Origin of the sequence: Sphingopyxis sp. H115 (genome assembly GCF_001468465.1) — a bacterium.
In the GTDB taxonomy this organism is placed as follows: domain Bacteria; phylum Pseudomonadota; class Alphaproteobacteria; order Sphingomonadales; family Sphingomonadaceae; genus Sphingopyxis.
Map to the genome: position 1 here is coordinate 14,710 of NZ_LNSA01000034.1, position 16,605 is coordinate 31,314.

Consider the following 16,605-nt stretch of genomic DNA (forward strand, 5'->3'; position numbering starts at 1 on the left):
TGCAACGAAGCAGCCTCTTTTCTGAGTCGGAGCAATGCTAGGATTATATTGAGCGCGAAGTCAAAGTGGGTGATCCAGTGCTTCTCGGCAGACGAGGGCTAGGTGCGCACAAGGCGCTGCTACGTTGAGCGATTCGGGAGCAGTGCGTCAGATCGGGTTTCTGGCGAAGAAGCACGGTGCCGGATTTGATAGCTCGGTAATATCCTCATCAAGTTTTCCCTAGCCCACTTATGCGGCCCTGAGGTTTGGCTTATCGATGTTTGCCGGCGTCGTTGCCGCTGGTGAAGGGATATGAAAGCCCATCGTGCCGCGGTGGCGATCGCCGCGCGCATCAATTTCATCGCGCAGCCAGCGCAGCAGCACCGTCGGATCGCGCTCTGCCAATAAGCGGGCACGATGCGCGACGACGGCAAAGTCGCCTGGCGTTTGTCCCTCATGGATTGGCCACTCCACCGGCCAGGCTAGACCGAAGTGCGACTGAAAGAGCTTGCGGGCCTGGTCCGTCGTCATCGACCTGAAGGTGGCGCGCATGGTGAAGCGCCGCTGCGTCGCCGCATCGAGCTTGTCGGCAAGGTTCGTCGTGGCGACGAACGGAGTCCGCAGATGTTCGAGTTGGACGAGCATCTCGTTGACCTGGCTGACTTCCCAGCTTCGTTGCCCCGCCTCGCGCCGGTAGAGGAAACTGTCTGCTTCATCGATGAGCAGCATGGCGCCGCGTTCGGCGGCCCTTGCGAAGGCCTCGGCGATGTTCTGCTCGGTCTCGCCGACAAAGGGGCTCATTAGGTCCGAGCACCGTCGCTCTTCGACCTCGATGCCCATGACCTCGGCGAGATGCCTTGCAAACGCAGACTTCCCCGTACCGGATGGACCTGACAGCAGCAGGCTCCACCCACGGTCCGGCGAATTTGCCAGCTGCTCCGAAAGTCGAGAAAGGTCGGTGTCCGCTCGCGACAGCTGCGGGTCATAGACAGAACTTCCCGGACTATCAGGTGCGCAAGACTGACCGAGAATGCGCATCACGCTGTGAATGGCAGTCTTTGCAACATCGGCTCCACCGCTGGCGAGTTGAGCCGCCTTTAGGCCTGACGCGACAACGGCTGGCGGCGCTTTCAAACTCGCAATATCGCGCAGCTCTGCTGGGCTCAGCGAAACCGATGCGGCTTCGGCCGATCTCTTCACGACACGCTCGCGCACCGAGAAGCGCGGGCGATCGAAGTTAATGGCAAGGGTCATCCGCCGCAGAACTGCCGGGTCAAGCCTGGAACGCTGGTTGACGATCCAGATCGTCGTCACTTGCGGGTTTTCGACCAGGCGATTGATCCACTGCTTTGAGCTGCCCTTGCGTTCGCTCATCATGAGTACGTCATCCGCTTCATCGACAACGATGACGCGATTCCGGCGATGACGGCACATGGCACGCAACACCATCAGGTGATCGAGGCGTTCGGATCGTTCGGGTTCATTGCCGAAATCGTCGGCAAGGCCTGCGAAGATAGCGCCGCTTCCGGCTTCCGCGGCGAGCGTGCGAGCAAATTCGGTTTTTCCCGTACCGGGCTCGCCAAACAGCAGGATGCTGACCGGCTCTTTGGAAGCCAGAACCTTGAGCGCCACGTCCCGCAGGGGATCGATGTGATCAAAATCGTCCCAGAGCAAGTTGCTTGCTTCCGGGGCCGGCATGAGCCAGCGCAGCATCTCCTCTTGCGTCTCAGCATTTACGCGGATCAGACGTCTGAGCAGCGGGCTCAGGCTATACTCACCATCCCGATCATCATGGAGCAGCCGACAGGAAAAGAGCGGAGCGCCAGACATCAACTTCTGCTCTACAAGGTTGCTTTCCAGTCCCGAGAGGCGCGCGATCACGGTCGGAGTGAGGTTGCTGCAGGAGAAAGGAGCTCGGCGCACGAGGTCGCGCCAGCATTCTAGCTTGCCCCAGCGAGCAAAGATGGTGAGGATCGTGATCTCGGTATCGTCGAGGCCAAACAGCTCTCCGACCCAGCCAAAGACGCGGTCAATGTCGGTAGTTTCAGGACGCTTGAGCGCCAATTGCCTGGCGACCGCCCGCATCTCCGAAGAAGATGGCCTCTCGCGATTGGCAACCTTTCGCAACGCATCGACCGGGACTTCCTGCTCGATCAGGTCGATCAGATCCTCGCCGCAACGCTTCAGCTGATGTGCGGTCAATGCGCGCAGGACATTCGCCGTAGCGTTTGCGAAATGCGCCACTTCGCCCCTCTCGTGCGGTGCGAATTCGGTTTGTGCAGTCAGACGACGTCCCATTTTCCTCACGATCTCCCTGTGTGCGCGTTCCATTCCTGGTCTTAGACCACACTAATGCGACAAAAATGGTCGTAAAAAAATGCAGATTGATGTCGAACTCACTTGCTCTTGCCGATCAGGCAGTTAGCAATGGTCTGTGATGACCAAGCGCCTCAGTAATCTCGACCGCACATTGAAGCTTGTGCACGCGCTTACACAGAGCATCGAAGGACTGACTCTCGACGAAATGGCGACCATGCTTAATGTCAACCGGCGAACGGTTGAACGTTTGCGCAACGTCATTCTGATTCATTTCGATCTCGAAGAAACGATCGACGGTCGGATCAAGCGATTTCGGATCAAGGACAGCCCGGGAAGAGCCTATGCAACGCCGAGTTCTTCCGAAGTTGCGGCGCTTCAGTCCGTCGTTGATGCCGGGCGCCGCGAAGGTACCGCCAACACCGAAGCGCTTGAGAAGTTGCTCTCCAAGATCAAGATTGCCTTCGACAGCGCTGAGAGGCGCCGGCTGGACAACGATCTTGACCTGCTCACCCGCCTCCAACGCTCGCGTGTCGCAGCAGGGCCTACCGTCATTGCATCGCCCGAAGATCTGACGACAATCCAGTCTGCCATCCTTGCATCCCATTGTGTCGACTTCGATTATCAGCCTGATTGGGCGGATGAGCCTTCATGGCGGAGGGTTGTACCCCATGGCCTGATCCATGGACCGATCACTTACCTCGTGGGCAAGATGCCTGACCGGGACGATCCGCCGTTTACCTTCCGCCTGGACCGCATGAGCAATGTCCGGGACAGCGGGATTGTCGGATGCCCTCCCGAGGATTGGGATCTCGATGCATGGATGGCCCGCAGCTTCGGCATCTGGCATGAGGCAGGTCATGAGATCGTTCTGAGAGTTTTGGCCCCGGCGGTTGATCGGGCGCGGGCTTGGCGCTTCCATCCGCATCAACAGTTTGAAGAAGATGGCGGCGAACTAATAGTTCGTTTCCAATCTGGCGGCTTGTTTGAACTCGCCAATCACTTGTTCGGATGGGCCGGCAAACTGGTGATCGAAGGCCCTGACGCACTCAAGGACATAATGGAAAAGCGCATCGCTGCCGCGCAGACAATGCTGCGACCAGATTTGTCGTAATTTGCAGGCAAGGGGTGATGTTGTGGTGCAGGGAGAATTCTGAGGGGTAATCTTGAATGTTTGAAAACTGCCATCTTCGGATCGGCGAAGCGCCCTTTACGAGCTGCATGCCCCTCAGTGCGCAGCTCCTGGGGAGCCTTTATGCCTTACCTCAGTCCACCGAGAAGCCGCTGCGCGAGGCCCTTGATACCTTGGGTGACAGCGTCCCCTGGGCGGAAAGCTTCGCGGTAGCGCCTGAGCAGACCACCGGTGTCGTGGGGGCGATGCTCCGCCACATGATGATGGCTACGCGTGATCTCGATCCGGCGTCGATCGGGATTGATGCGCTGCCGGGCGAGGGTAGGGCGCGCCTTCATTTGGAAGCGCTGCAAAATCTCTGGATCAGCAGCGATTCTCTAGTTCCGTCCGATCTTGCGACGCTCAAGGCTTTCCTTGCGAGTGACGCAGGTGATGCTCTGCAGCCGTTGCAGGTTGTCTGGGATCGAGACTGCGTTCAGTTGACCCCGCTGGAGCGCGCGGTGCTCGATCACATCGAAGCCCATCATGGCCAGCTGAGCGAACAAGATGATGACGTCGTTCGTCTGATTTCTGACCGGAAGCTGGCGCGGGCACCCGGATCGTGTCTGGCAGGCCATGTACAACGCCATCTTCTGGATCCGGATGTCCCGGTCATGCCGCTCGACGACAGCCTGGCCATACTGTCCGTCCGAGACTCCCTGACCGAATGCGAGGCCGCGGCGGCCATCGTGCAGCGATGGCTGGCTGATGATGCAAGTCTCGCAGCCAGCGACATCGCCATCATCGTCCCGCAGGGTGCGGAATATGGCCATTATCTGGCAGAGACCTTCGCCCACGCTGGCTTGGTTGCCTCATCGCTTCCTGGGGTTGGTCAGCGGAGGAACATTGGCGGTGAGGCTCTTCTGCATTTCCTTCAATGCCGACGTCGGCCAGCTCCCGCCATGGCGCTCGCGTCGCTCTACTGTTCACCAGTCCTGTGCTGGCCCGAAGAAGTGGGAACGGCCTTGGCGGCAGCCGTTATGGGTGGCGACTTTCAGCCAAGAGAGGCTCGTGACTTTGCAGGAAGGCAGGCATCTCTCTTCGCCCTGATCCGCTCGGCCTCGCCTTCGACTAACGGGCAACTCAAGGAGCAGATTCGATCTTTCCAGAGGCTGCTCAGCGACAACGCGGCACTCGCTGAGGATGTCGCTGAAGCGAAGCAACAGGCATCGCGTCTGATCGCAGCCCTTGGCAATGCCAATGACGCGGCAGAAGCTGAACTGGAGAAAGCCATCCAGATGGCAGCGGCCTACCAGGCTGCGCCAACGGCGAGAGGAGCTTACTTCCTCGGTGGCATGTCGGTGATGATGGTCCACGAAACACCAAAGCGGCCGCTTCGCAAACTTCTCGTCCTGGGCTTCAATGACGGTGCCTATCCATCGCCGCCGACGGGCAATCCGTTTTTTCTCGACAGCGAAGTTGCATCGATTGCCGAAGTGACGGGCATCCAGTTGCCATCGCAGACGCAGCAACTGACTGCCGCGCTCGAGCTCTTCACGCGCCAGATTGGTGCAGCGAGCGAGCAGGTTATTCTTATCCTGTCGGAGCGTGATCGCAGCGGCAGCTCGCTTTCGGTGTCGTCGAGCCTGCCGCTGATCTCGCGGCTTGTGGAAGGGATCGAGGACCCAGAGAATCTGATCGTGCCTTTGAGCCATAGCGAGGGGACGATCTGGGACAGGCTGGTGGGATGGAAGCCCCGACCAGTGATCGAACCGGCGCTTATGCCGGAGGTGCCGCCTCATTATGCCCTCGACTTCAATCTTCTGGGGCTGCGCCAGAAAGAAGACGGCAGTGTGCGAGCGCAGAGCCCGAGCCGGCTCGAGAAGCTTCTGGTCAGCCCCTTGGCCTGGCTCTTGGCAGAGCTGGGGGCCGAGCATGTTTCCTGGCAGCCCGAGGCGCTTGACGTCATGCTTCGCGGATCTCTGGCGCACGAGGTTTTCGAGCGGCTGTTTGTGCCGGGCAATGCGCATCCGTCCAGCGAGGAGATAGAAGCCACGGTCCCCGAACTTCTGCTGGATCGCATTCGCGCACTGGCGCCGTTTCTCCAGACGTCGACATGGGCGGTCGAGCGCAACACGCTTGAGGCAGAAATCACCAAGTCCGCGAAGCACTGGTCGCTCGTCCTCAAATCCCTGGACGCCGAGATCGTGGGCAATGAGTTCTGGCTGTCAGGAGAGCTGTTCGGTCATCCCGTGCACGGCAAGGCCGATTGCTTGTTGCGGCTTCCCGATGGGCAGCCGATCGTCGTGGATTACAAGAAGAGCAGTTCGGGCACACGGCGCCAGCGCCTCCAGAAGGGATGGGATCTACAGGTGGATCTCTACCGTCGCATGAGCGTTCGGCTCGACGAGCGCAGCAACGAAGGCGTGGTTCGCATTGCCGAGGCGCTGGGTGGGTGGTCTAAGCTTCCGGCAGTCGCCTATCACACCCTCAACGACGGGAATGTCCTGCTCAACGGGATCGACGAGTTCGATAGCGCTGAGGTCGAACTTGTTGCGGGCGATATCGCCGAGCATGCGCTGGCGCTCATTTCGGCGCGGTTCGATGCTCTGAAGGCAGGCCGCCTCGATACCAACACTACAGCCGACGAGAAGTTCTTCCAGCGCTCTGCCGCGCTCGGCACTTATGCGCTGGAAGACAGTCCGTTGATCACCGCCTTCATGCGCGATGACATCAACCCCTCAGTGGCGCTTACGGACAATGAAGATGACTGAGCTTTCGATCGTTCCCGCCGGCGCAGGGGCGGGCAAGACCCATCACATCCAGGAAACCCTCTCTCAGTGGGTGCGCGACGGCAAAGTTCGGCCCGAGCGGATACTGGCCGTCACTTTCACGGAGGCCGCGGCTGGAGAACTTCGCCAGAGGATCCGTGGAGCACTGATTGCCGACGGCAATCTGCAAGCGGCTTTGGCCGTAGAGCGAGCCTATGTGTCCACAATCCATGGCCTTGGACGCCGGCTGCTGATTGAACATGCCTTTGCGGCAGGTTCATCGCCGCAGCAACGTCTTATCGCCGAGGACGAGCAGGACCTGCTCATCCGCCGTTCGATCGAGGAGAACCAGGCTTTAAGCGAGCTCTCCCGCAATCTTGGGGCCTATGGCTACCGGGGTAGCTTCACCTCGGACGACACGGCTGAAGACAGCTTCCGCAAGACGTTGCTCGGCGTGATCGCACTCCTGCGAACGCTTGGACCGCGGGGCAGTGATCCGGCGATGGCCGACTTTGTCGAGGCGTCGATCAGGCAAGGATATCGTCAGCCGGTCGGTACGCCAGAGACCCTGGCGGCAGGCTTGAAAAAGGCCGTCGACGCGCTGCTTTTCGCCTTTCCGAGATCGCTGGCTGACGACGCCGGGAGTGCTGCAGCGAAGACAGTGTTTCGGGATAATTTCCGCGCCTTGAAGCAAGCCGAACAACTCCTCTCGACCGGAGGGAAGGACTGGAGGCTCTGGCAGCGCCTGCGTGATCTTCGCCAGTCCAAGCGCGGCAGTCCGACGCCCGATGGTTACGATGACCTGGGCGCTGCAGTCATGGCGGCGGCCGATACACTGGTCTATCATCCGGGTCCGCTTGAAGATGCTGTTTCTCATGCGCGCGCGCTTGTGGAAGGAGCGCAATCGGCCATGACCGACTACGAGACCCGCAAGCGCGAGCTCGGCGTGATCGATTTCAGCGACATGGTCACCAACGCCGCGCGGATACTCGATGAGAAGCCCGGCGTGCTCGCCGCGATCATGGATGAGGTGGACTGCGTCATTGTCGACGAGTTCCAGGACACCAACCCGATCCAGTTCACGTTCCTGTGGGCCCTGGCGCGGCAAGCGAAGCGTTCGCTCGTCGTCGGCGATACCAAGCAGGCCATCATGGGCTTTCAAGGCGCGGACCCGCGCTTGACGGTCGCGCTTACGAAGCAGTTCGAAACCAGCCCGCTTAACAGGAACTGGCGCTCCGATCCCCGGATCATGGATTTCGTCAACGCGCTCGGCCCTTGCCTATTCGGCGGTGACTACACTTCGCTCACCGCGCAGAACCCCGCCGGACATGACACCGCGCTTGAGATCATAGAATTGGCTAACAAGCGCGGCGCGCGCTCGGGAGGGAAGCCCCAGCATTTTGTCGCGGATCGCCTTCTCTCCCTGCTGTCCGACGATCAGGTGGCTATCATCGACAGGCATACGAAGACTTTGCGGCCGCTGGAGCCCCGAGACATCGCTGTCCTGTGCCCAACCCATAGCCATTGCGCGAGCTACGCCAGCGCGCTGCGATCACTTGGCCTGCCCGTTCGTGTGGCGGAAGGTGGCTGGTGGCAGAGCAAGATCGTCCAGGCCGCGTGCTTTGCGCTGCGGTTCGCGGTCGACCCTGCCGACAGCCATGCCGCGATCTGTACCGCGACGCTTGGTCCGGGGGCTACAGCGCTTCCGGACGCGATAAGGGCACTTGCCCAGCAAGACAGGATCGACACGCCTGAATTGACTGCGCTGCAGAAACTTTGGCCTGACTCGCTTGCAACACCGGTTGACCGGCTGGTCCACCAGGTCATCGAAGTCGCGGGGCTTCGCGAATGGTGCGACAGGCTCGATGATCCGGCCCAGATGAGAGCAGACCTGCTCCGGTTCGAAGCGGAAGCCGCAGCATTCATGGATGCTCACCGCGATATGCGCGAAGCGTCCGGTTTCTATGGACAGAGTGCCAACGTCTTTCTCGGATGGCTTGAGAACAAGGTCGGTCTCAAAGGCGAAGATCTGCGTCCGAACCCTTCAGGCAGTGAAGCCGACGGCGTCGAGATCGTCACCTGGCACGCATCCAAGGGACGTGAATGGCCAATCGTCGTTGTCTGCGGGCTCGACCACAAGCTCGACCCCCGTGCCGGGACCTTCAGCACGAAGTTTCCGGGGTTCGACGATCTCGATCATGTGATCGAGGAAGCGACGCTCGCCTATGCTCCCGAATTCGCCGCGCCTGAAGCGACCGACCGCTTTCTTTATGAACTCCATCCGGAGTCCGAAGAAACAGCGAGGCGGCTGCTTTACGTGGCCCTGACCCGTGCCCGGGATCGCCTGATTATCGAATGGCCACAGGACGATGAGAAGGTGGAACCGCCTCTGCCGATCACTGCCCGCCGCCTTCTGAATGACGTCTGCGGCATCAGATTTCAGGGTAACCAGATCAGCGTCGGCGTCGCAGAATTTCCTGCGCGCATGACGATCTGCAGCAAGGAATTGCCGGCTTCGTTCGAGGCTGAGAACCGGATTCATCTCGACGCGTTCGACCGTGAGCTGCGATTTGCCCTGGAGCGATGTCCGATCGGCGCGCTGACATCTGTGGTTAGCCCCTCGCAGGCAATCACTACGTCACGGCCGCTTCCTTCTCAAATCGAGACGCGTGCGATCGCACCAGGAGTCAAGCTGGCTGGATCTGACTTGGTTCATGCGACAGATAGGGGCACGGCGATCCACGAAGCGCTGCGCATTCTCCTCTGCCGCCCTGATCTACGACATAGGGTTCAGGCGCATTGCCGCATTCTCGATGCCGAGGTCGAATTTCTATCGCAGCAGGCAGATGCCCTACGCCAGGCTCTCGCCGACATCGGCTATCCGCGGCTGCATGTCGAGCAACCGATCGAGGTTTCTCTTTCAGATGGTGGGAGTCAGAGCATCATCCTCGATCTTATCGCTGAGGGCCCGGACAGCTTCATGATCGTCGATCACAAAAGCGGGGCGGTCGCTGACCATGCGCTACGCTTCGAACGCTACTGGCCGCAACTGGCAGCCTACATCGACGCAGTCGGCACTAAAGACGCAAAGACTGTTGATGGCGCCGCTATTTTTTGGACGGAAACCGGCGAACTGACAATCGGTCGCGGTCACCAACCGAATGCATGAAGATTGAACTGCGAACGGGTTGTTTGAAAAGTCATGACAATAATCAGCGCATCCGATTTTCAGTCACACTTTGATCGGTTCCAAGAGCTCATTACTCCCGAAAGCAAGGGGCACTCGTTTATTGATTTCACGGAGGGCAAAATCGCCGCTTGGGAAGGTTACAAGCCAACGCTGCGTCAGACTGCCCTTGCACGGCTTTCCCCCGATACATGGTCTCGCGAAAGCATCGGGTCCGGCTCAATTGTTGAGCATGCCATCGACAGCATCGAGATACAGGACAACAAGGCCAATTTCGTCAACAACCTTGTCTTCTGGCAAAACCGCTTCGGGCACGCCAATCGGGATCACCGCATCTTGCTTGAAGCCCGGACGAACCGCAGTTTGAAGCACGCACTCGATGCTCTGCTGTTCGACCTCTACCGAGAAGATCGTCAAGAGGGCATGGTCTTCGAAGAACTGGCCGAACTCACCGGGCACAAATACCCGCTGATCGCCTATCTCTACTTTCTGAAGGATATGACCCGCTTCATGCCGATCCAGCCAACGGGCTTCGATCGCGCCTTTGCAGCTATGAATCTTGGGTTTTCGACACGACAGCAGTGCTCCTGGGACAACTACAGGAGGTTCAATGAGATCCTGTTGCAGCTCGTCCCCCTGATTGAGGCTGCGGCCGGCATCCGCAATGTCAGGCTCATAGATGCTCACTCATTTTGCTGGATATATGCCCATCTTCTGAAATTGGAGGCTGAGGGTGCAATTGGTCAAACCACATTAGGCAAAGACGCGGGCCGCGTGGTCAGCGGCCGAGAAAAGTCTGTTATTACCATGCGTCTGTCGATTGAGGATACGGTCAGGAAATCGAACGGCCAGAGCATCGAACGCAGGATCAAGAACAAGGAGTCTGGCCATTCCGCCCAAGAGCTCGAAGCTCTTCTCGCCGAATTGCTTGATCTGCAGGGAAACCGCTGCGCGCTGACCGGCATTCCCTTTCACTTTCCCGGCCCTGACGCCGATAGCAACCTCTTGCCGTCTCCTGACAGAATCGACAGCAACGGGCACTACGTCCGAGGGAATATCCAAATTGTATGCCGCTTCATAAACTTCTGGAAAGGGGCAAGCGACAACGAGGAGTTCAAGGAGCTCCTCATGCTTGTGAGGTCCGTGTGATCGCGCGCTTGCCTCCCAACGGTCAGTCTCGGCTAAACGAAGCAGGGTAGGGGTCGGACAACATTGCGTCTGGCATAGGCTTTCTCAAGAACACCTCCCAGCCAGATCGGTTCAGGTGGATCTCCCTATCGAAGTCCCCTTGCGTGCATCGATCCATCTTGTCCTCGACCTCATATTTTCGCTCGATGAAGGAGCCGACCTGATCTTCGTCAAAGCTGTCCTTGAGATAGGGATAGTTTATTTCCAAGGCACTCGTGTCGGGACCCCGCTGCTGCAAGAGGCTGTTCACCTTGCCAAAGAGACGGTCGACGCGGCCCACACGCTGCTCGTTATCGCCCGGCGTCCATGCAATACCGTAATGATGAACTTTTCTGCACTGCAGGTGCAGATTTACCCCCTCTTGGAAGACCGAGGTCGCAATAAGTGTGTTCGGATAAAAGGGGCTGTTGAATCCGAGAATCAGGTGTTGCCGGTGGCTGGATTCGCCACTTGCATACCATGCCGGGCTGGAAAGCGTCGTGAGTGTTCGCCACCCCTTGTCCCAGGCGTCGACTTCGTGATCGATGATCTTCGTGCAGAGCTGCTCGAAGGTTGCGATGGCTGAAATAAAGTATTTCAGCAAAAGGGAATCTGGAATTTGCAGGTCTGCAAAATCCAAGAATTTCCGGTAGCGCCGCTGAACATTGGCGTGCTTTTCCTCGTCAGCAAGACGCCGCTCGAAAGTCACATACCAGCCGTAGAGCTCGACGATAACGGGACTGGCGAAGAGAAATCCGGCCTTGATATAGTTGGCGAAGTTCTCGGCAATGCGCGGCTGAGCAGTTGCCCATTCGACAAGACTAGACCTCTGTTGCGCGGGCAGGTGATAGAATACGCGGCCCCAGATCGTTTCGATCGGCGCATCGTATTCGCGCTGATCTCCGTCGTGAGGGCGCAATGCATCCAACGCGTCTCGCGGAAACTCGGGCCGTGTTTCCATTCGTTGCATCTGTGCAGCCTTGGCAAAATCCATGCGCTGCTTGCCCCCCTGCACGAATTGGTAGTGCCAATGATAGGCACCTGATTGGTAATCTGATGCGGGTTCCAGGAGCATCGAGAAGATGCCAGTTGTTTTGCGCAGATTAAGGCTGAAACGGGAGCAGTCGGTCGGTGGTGCAGGCGGTCTGCCTTCAGCCGCCTTCTTAGTCACAAACAGGTCTGCAACTCTGGAGCGAAGATAGTCGTGTTCGTCGACACTTTCACTCTCGCCTTCGATCTCGTCCATCTGGTCGTCGTCGCTATCGATGTCGCGTCGATTGCTTGCACCAGTGATTTCGTTGAACACCTCACGCGACCAATTGCTTTTCTTCCATCGAAGACGAGCTTCTTCATCCCAGCCGTGGGTGTCCGCAATGTGCTTTGCGAGCAATTCGTCGTAACGCTCATTGATGCGCTTCGTGAGCTCTCGGACCGACGGGATACGGCGCACAAAGACGAGGTGCTTATCTTCATGCAAGCAGCGATCTGTGGCCATTTCGAACAGTTCTGATGGCGTACAGAGATTGACGATGCCATCGTATTTGGGGTGATCGGGAGCCGAGCCGAAAAGGCCGCGAAAATCGCCGCTCATGTCTTGCAGGAGCTGTGTGTCCGCAGCCGCCCTGAAGTCCTTCGAGCGCTCGTCATCCGATCCTTCATTCTCGCTCTGCGCGTCACGGGCCAGATCACGATGGCCTGCGGATTCGAAACCTTCTAGATAACCGTAGAGAGCCCGCCTTTTTTCATCCGCCACACCGCAGTCTTCGATCAGGCGCTTCTGGTAGAGCGCAAAAAACATCTCATCCTGGGGGTTGTCTCCAAATCTGCACGGAGTTGCGATTTCCCGGCGGTATTGGTGCTTGGTGTAGCTCGTGCCCTGACCTTCCATGCGCCGAAACCGGCGAAGCGCGTACGTGCGCATCAGGTCATCGACTTCCTTTCCTTCAAGTGAGGCGTGGTCGACAAAGTAGGACAGGATGTTCGCCACATCACCAAGGCGGGTATGGCTCGGTGTTGCCGTCAGAAGTAAGGTGCGCCGGGCAATTTGACTTTCAGGCTTGCCGAAAAATTCTTCAGCGGCAGTGACGCGCTGCGATCCACCGCGGCGATTGCGAAAATAATGTGCCTCATCGACGATCATCAGATCGAAGCCAGTCCCGCCTGTCGCGGCCAGAATTCGCTCATGGAGTTTTTTGGCTACCTTCCCCGCAGCTCGAGCCTTGTCGTTGGATGCATCGGCGCTATCGAGAAGGCCGCTGAGGGCATGGATTGTCGTGATATATAATTGGGCCGGCTCGTCATCTTTGGACCGCTGTTCAATTGCCTCGGTCAATTCCGGCAGGCGATAGTGGGCTCCGATGGGCGGTACGGGTTTTCCGTCCTTCTTGCTCTTAACGAAATCATCGGCCTTTACGTAGAGGTCTCGGGTAAAGGACGAGAACTCTCGTTGCCAATGCGCGCATATATCGCGGTTTGGCGCGATCACCAGGATCTTTGCGTCGGGCTTCTTTCGCCACAGCAGTGCTGCTACCCCAAGTGCTTCAAAGGTTTTGCCCATGCCGACTTCATCGGCCAAGAGCGCAACCGGACTTCTTGAAAGCACGCTCCACAAATGAGCGACGCCTTCGGTCTGAAGTGCGGCCATTCCTGTCGGTTGGTCAGGCGCATAAGTCCATTCCCCGCTGACCCCGCCGAAGTTGATCCACTTCGCGACCTCCATTGGTTTCAAGCGTCGCCAGAACTCACTCATATGCTGCCTGCGCCCTTACCAGTGTGACATATTCTGCGGAGACCCCGTTCGGGGATTTGGGCACCGACATTGCTATGCTGTTCCATCGTGATTTGGGCGCCGGGGTATAGTTTGGCTCGCGACGTTTGTAGCCGTGAAGTAGCTTGCGACGCCGGTCTTGAGCCAAGGCGCAAACGGTCGCGACTTCATTCGCGAGGAACCAATTGAATACCGAGCGCTCCTCGGTTTGGATGGTTTCGCCGGCCTTTTCGACCAATTCGAGTAGACATCCAGGCGCTACGAAGACTTGCTTTTCCAACTGCTCCAGTTTGTCCACTGCAGAATACCGTTGGCGATAATCATGCATGGCTTTGAAAAGACGGAAATAGCTGATCGAACTGTGCTCGGAAATTTCTCGTTGGAGTAGCTCTGAGCCCAAGTCCGGTTGAGCGGGAGTGTCGTCAGGAAAGCTGTCGCTGTCGTCAGGACCTCGAAGCGGAAGGTCAGTAAGCGATCCCGGGTCATCCCCAAGCAACAAGGCTTCCAGGAGATCATTCAAGTTGTTGAATATCTGAGCCCTGCGGGACTCCAGGTTGGTTTCACCGACGATGCCGCGATGAACCTCTTTCCCGTCGTGGTGTACACGAAAGATTCGATCTCTAAGCAGCACGCTGTCATTCACACGAATTTGTGCAGGTTGCACGGGCTCACCGCTGCGGGCCCATTTCAATGGCAGCAGCGCATCTACGCCGGGCAGTCGGACAGAGTATCCCTCGCGCGGCTCATTTCCTGCCATCCACGCACCCGAAAACGTGTAGACCTGTGCATGCCAGTCGAAGGTTACGTGCAGATCAAAGGGTGGCAGAGCGGCGGGATTAAGTGCTTCCTCGGCCAGGAGCTCATCCGACGCGCAATCCTCCTCGCTCAGCGCCAGTGCTTTGCCATGCATGAGACGCCAGTCATTCGCATCTTCGATGATGATGCCTGCTTCAATGTTGTTGTCTCGGCTCCATTTTCCCCGGTCGTCGCAAAGGCTGTTGGAGCCGGGTGCAGTGAAGTTCCACGAGCCAACAGCCAAAGCCTTGCCGACCTTCCAGATCTTCGCATGACATAAATCAGATCTGTGGTCGCGTTCGACTGGACTATCATAGAACGTCAGATGCCCACGCGCGATCAACTGCCCTAGTTCCTCACTCCATTGAGTTCTGAGGAATTTGTTCTGGATCCGATCAGCCACCAAATGGACACGCAGGTCACTGTTCGCCGTCGAAGTTTGCAGCTTGCCGATAAAGTTGGCGAGGTCGCGAGGCAGATATGGTGACCAGACGACGATGTCTGATGCCGCCGATCCGTTGAAAAGTTGCGCTGCGAATGATTGGTTCTGGAGGCTATGGATAAACCGCCATTTTTCCTTGGTCTTGGCAAACTTTCGGCGCTCGGGGAGTTTGCCGCCACCGTCCTGAATGTCGTTGGCATCCCAAAGTCGGTCGAAAAACCTTCGGATTTCTCGATAGTTACTGAGGCTTTCAACCTCACGGAATACGAACGCTTCCAGATTTCGGCCCCAGCCGGACAGCGTTAGATTGGCGCTACCTGCGCCGATTATGCGCCGACCTTTGTCGTCCTCGAGGTAGATGACTTTGGGATGAAAAAGACTGCGTTCGCCGAACCGCTCCGACAAGCGGTCGGGACGGACTGCGTGTATGGGAACGCATGTCCTCTTGATGCGGTTGGTGTCGATGAACCGCGGATCGCAAAAGGCTCTGACATCAATGCCTTGATCCGTGAGTTCTTGCTGTAGCTGCTCGAACTCGATCCGGTTTCGTGGAGGCTCGGCACCTACCACCGCAGGCAGGACAAATGTCTCGAGGAACTCAATGTCCAAGTTGAAAGTGGTGAACCATGCTCGGCGCAAGGGACCCATGCCGGTCACCTTGCGCTTCAATTCCTGCAGGAGTTTCATGCGACCGCTCCGCACAGGCCGTTCACGAAGCTGCTGAACTGGGGGAGATAATAGCTATTGAGCCATGAACCAGGCACACGGCTATCAGGCTCGGGCAGAGAGACAGTTCGCGCGTGGACATTGATGGCGCCGTCGCTGCTGACATTAAGCCATGAAACCTGGCCGCGGGATTGCATCACTGAGCCATGATAATTCGCTATTTCGCGAATTTGATCGTCGAGACTGGTTCCGTTTGCAGCTTTCAGAAGCTGCTTGAGACGCTTTGCCCCCTCCGTGCCCTTAATGGCTGGCAGATCTGCATAGCCAGAAACCGCAGCGGATACGCCTGGCAATCGCGTTGCGTCCCTGCCGAAGTTTGCCCACGCGTTCGCAACGTCATCGGTTGATTGGTTTCGCCGAGATGCCATGAGAGTGAATAGCAGCGAGCAATCCGCCAAGAACGGCTCCAGGTGCACAATGTGCTCGAGCTTGGCCTTTTCTCCGGGCGCTAGGTTATGCGAAAGCGCCTGCTCGATTGCCCCTTTCGGCGACAGATCGTCTGTTTCTTCGAGAACATCGAAAATCGCACCGGCCGCACCTTGATTGAGCTCTGTCTGTAAAAGCCAAAAGTCTTTTGCGTAACTTCCGACTGCTTGAGGCGAGGCAAATGCTCGAGCGTATGCCCGGGTCAAATCTATTGGGACATCGGCAAATGGAAGTTTTCCGCCTTGGATCGGTTGGGAGACGCATTCCTTGAGAAAGTCGTATGCCTTGCGTGCAACCTTGCTGAGCAAGCTCTTCGGTTGGCCGATTATGAGCCTTTCGGCATCAGCCCACCGGCTTTGAAATGCTGGCTTATGATAGTGATAATTGCCATCGAAGAAGCCCATTTCCATTAGCGGAGTCTTGTAACGACCACTCACCCCGAGGCCGAGCTGCCGGATCAGGATTTGTCCGATGGGTTCATGGGTGAAGATGAGTGCGGGAGGGCGATCCTCATTCCCCCAAAGTCGCCGCGCGTTTGAGATGCCAAGTATTCCTGTCGATTCCACACCCTGCGATTTGTCATGGCGCAGAATTGAAAAAACAAAGACATTCTCGAGGAAGATCAGGCATGCTTGCTTGAAATTCAGGCTATCCTTGCTCTGGTATTTCCGCTGGAGCTGATGAGAGAGATGAATGCCATCGTCTTCAATCAGCGCCTTCACCAAGTAGTGGTTGAACAGGTTTAGCGTAAAATTTCGAACATCGTTCGAGATAGAGTTTATCCGGTTTCGGAACACCTGCCGGCCGAATGCTGACCAAATAATGAGCGTGCCGATGGGATCAATGTATGAATCGGACGAGAGCGTGTCGTCGTATTCTGTGAGTAAGCTATTTAAAACATGCACCATTTGATTTCTT

8 protein-coding genes are annotated in these 16,605 nt (G+C 57.6%); 4 read left to right on the forward strand and 4 right to left on the reverse strand.

The features are described from left to right. Positions 1 to 228 precede the first annotated feature (228 nt). Complete coding sequence (locus tag ATE71_RS18455; RefSeq protein WP_160328064.1) at positions 229 to 2,277, reverse strand: AAA family ATPase; 2,049 nt, start codon at positions 2,275 to 2,277, stop codon at positions 229 to 231. Between the two features lie 139 nt (positions 2,278 to 2,416). Here ATE71_RS18455 and ATE71_RS18460 point away from each other — a divergent pair, with 139 nt between their 5' ends. From ATE71_RS18460 to ATE71_RS18475, 4 genes are read left to right on the forward strand one after another with little or no spacing between them, the layout of a single operon-like run. Continuing rightward, complete coding sequence (locus ATE71_RS18460; protein ID WP_058804813.1) at positions 2,417 to 3,409, forward strand: helix-turn-helix transcriptional regulator; 993 nt, start codon at positions 2,417 to 2,419, stop codon at positions 3,407 to 3,409. Positions 3,410 to 3,465: 56 nt separating this feature from the next. Beyond that, positions 3,466 to 6,180, forward strand: coding sequence for a PD-(D/E)XK nuclease family protein (locus ATE71_RS18465; RefSeq protein ID WP_058804814.1), 2,715 nt, complete (start codon positions 3,466 to 3,468; stop codon positions 6,178 to 6,180). Next, a complete protein-coding gene (locus ATE71_RS18470; protein ID WP_160328065.1) occupies positions 6,173 to 9,346 on the forward strand; it encodes a UvrD-helicase domain-containing protein in 3,174 nt (1,057 codons plus the stop codon). Before ATE71_RS18465 ends, ATE71_RS18470 begins: the two co-directional genes overlap by 8 nt. Before the next feature lie 33 nt (positions 9,347 to 9,379). After that, positions 9,380 to 10,513 (forward strand): hypothetical protein, encoded by a 1,134-nt coding sequence (locus tag ATE71_RS18475; protein WP_058804816.1) that lies wholly within the window; start codon positions 9,380 to 9,382, stop codon positions 10,511 to 10,513. Between the two features lie 22 nt (positions 10,514 to 10,535). On the opposite strand, the gene ATE71_RS18480 is transcribed toward ATE71_RS18475, so the two are convergent. Genes ATE71_RS18480 through ATE71_RS18490 form a run of 3 tightly spaced genes read right to left on the reverse strand, consistent with a single transcriptional unit; the run spans position 10,536 to position 16,595 of the window. Continuing rightward, positions 10,536 to 13,280: a DEAD/DEAH box helicase family protein gene (locus ATE71_RS18480; RefSeq protein ID WP_058804817.1), complete on the reverse strand. Its 2,745-nt coding sequence runs from the start codon at positions 13,278 to 13,280 to the stop codon at positions 10,536 to 10,538. Then, positions 13,273 to 15,222, reverse strand: a complete 1,950-nt coding sequence (locus ATE71_RS18485; protein WP_058804818.1) for a hypothetical protein — start codon at positions 15,220 to 15,222, stop codon at positions 13,273 to 13,275. The genes ATE71_RS18480 and ATE71_RS18485 overlap by 8 nt, the downstream gene beginning before the upstream one ends. After that, the gene (locus tag ATE71_RS18490; protein ID WP_058804819.1) at positions 15,219 to 16,595 is read right to left on the reverse strand and encodes a hypothetical protein; all 1,377 of its coding nucleotides are present in this window, start codon (positions 16,593 to 16,595) and stop codon (positions 15,219 to 15,221) included. Before ATE71_RS18490 ends, ATE71_RS18485 begins: the two co-directional genes overlap by 4 nt. Positions 16,596 to 16,605 lie beyond the last annotated feature (10 nt).

What these genes read in the sequence shown, in the direction of transcription:
- ATE71_RS18465 (WP_058804814.1), top strand. Translation starts at nt 3,466, where the DNA reads ATGTTTGAAAACTGCCATCTTCGGATCGGCGAAGCGCCCTTTACGAGC.
- ATE71_RS18455 (WP_160328064.1), bottom strand. Translation starts at nt 2,277, where the DNA reads ATGGGACGTCGTCTGACTGCACAAACCGAATTCGCACCGCACGAGAGG.
- ATE71_RS18475 (WP_058804816.1), top strand. Translation starts at nt 9,380, where the DNA reads ATGACAATAATCAGCGCATCCGATTTTCAGTCACACTTTGATCGGTTC.
- ATE71_RS18460 (WP_058804813.1), top strand. Translation starts at nt 2,417, where the DNA reads ATGACCAAGCGCCTCAGTAATCTCGACCGCACATTGAAGCTTGTGCAC.
- ATE71_RS18490 (WP_058804819.1), bottom strand. Translation starts at nt 16,595, where the DNA reads ATGGTGCATGTTTTAAATAGCTTACTCACAGAATACGACGACACGCTC.
- ATE71_RS18480 (WP_058804817.1), bottom strand. Translation starts at nt 13,280, where the DNA reads ATGAGTGAGTTCTGGCGACGCTTGAAACCAATGGAGGTCGCGAAGTGG.
- ATE71_RS18470 (WP_160328065.1), top strand. Translation starts at nt 6,173, where the DNA reads ATGACTGAGCTTTCGATCGTTCCCGCCGGCGCAGGGGCGGGCAAGACC.
- ATE71_RS18485 (WP_058804818.1), bottom strand. Translation starts at nt 15,222, where the DNA reads ATGAAACTCCTGCAGGAATTGAAGCGCAAGGTGACCGGCATGGGTCCC.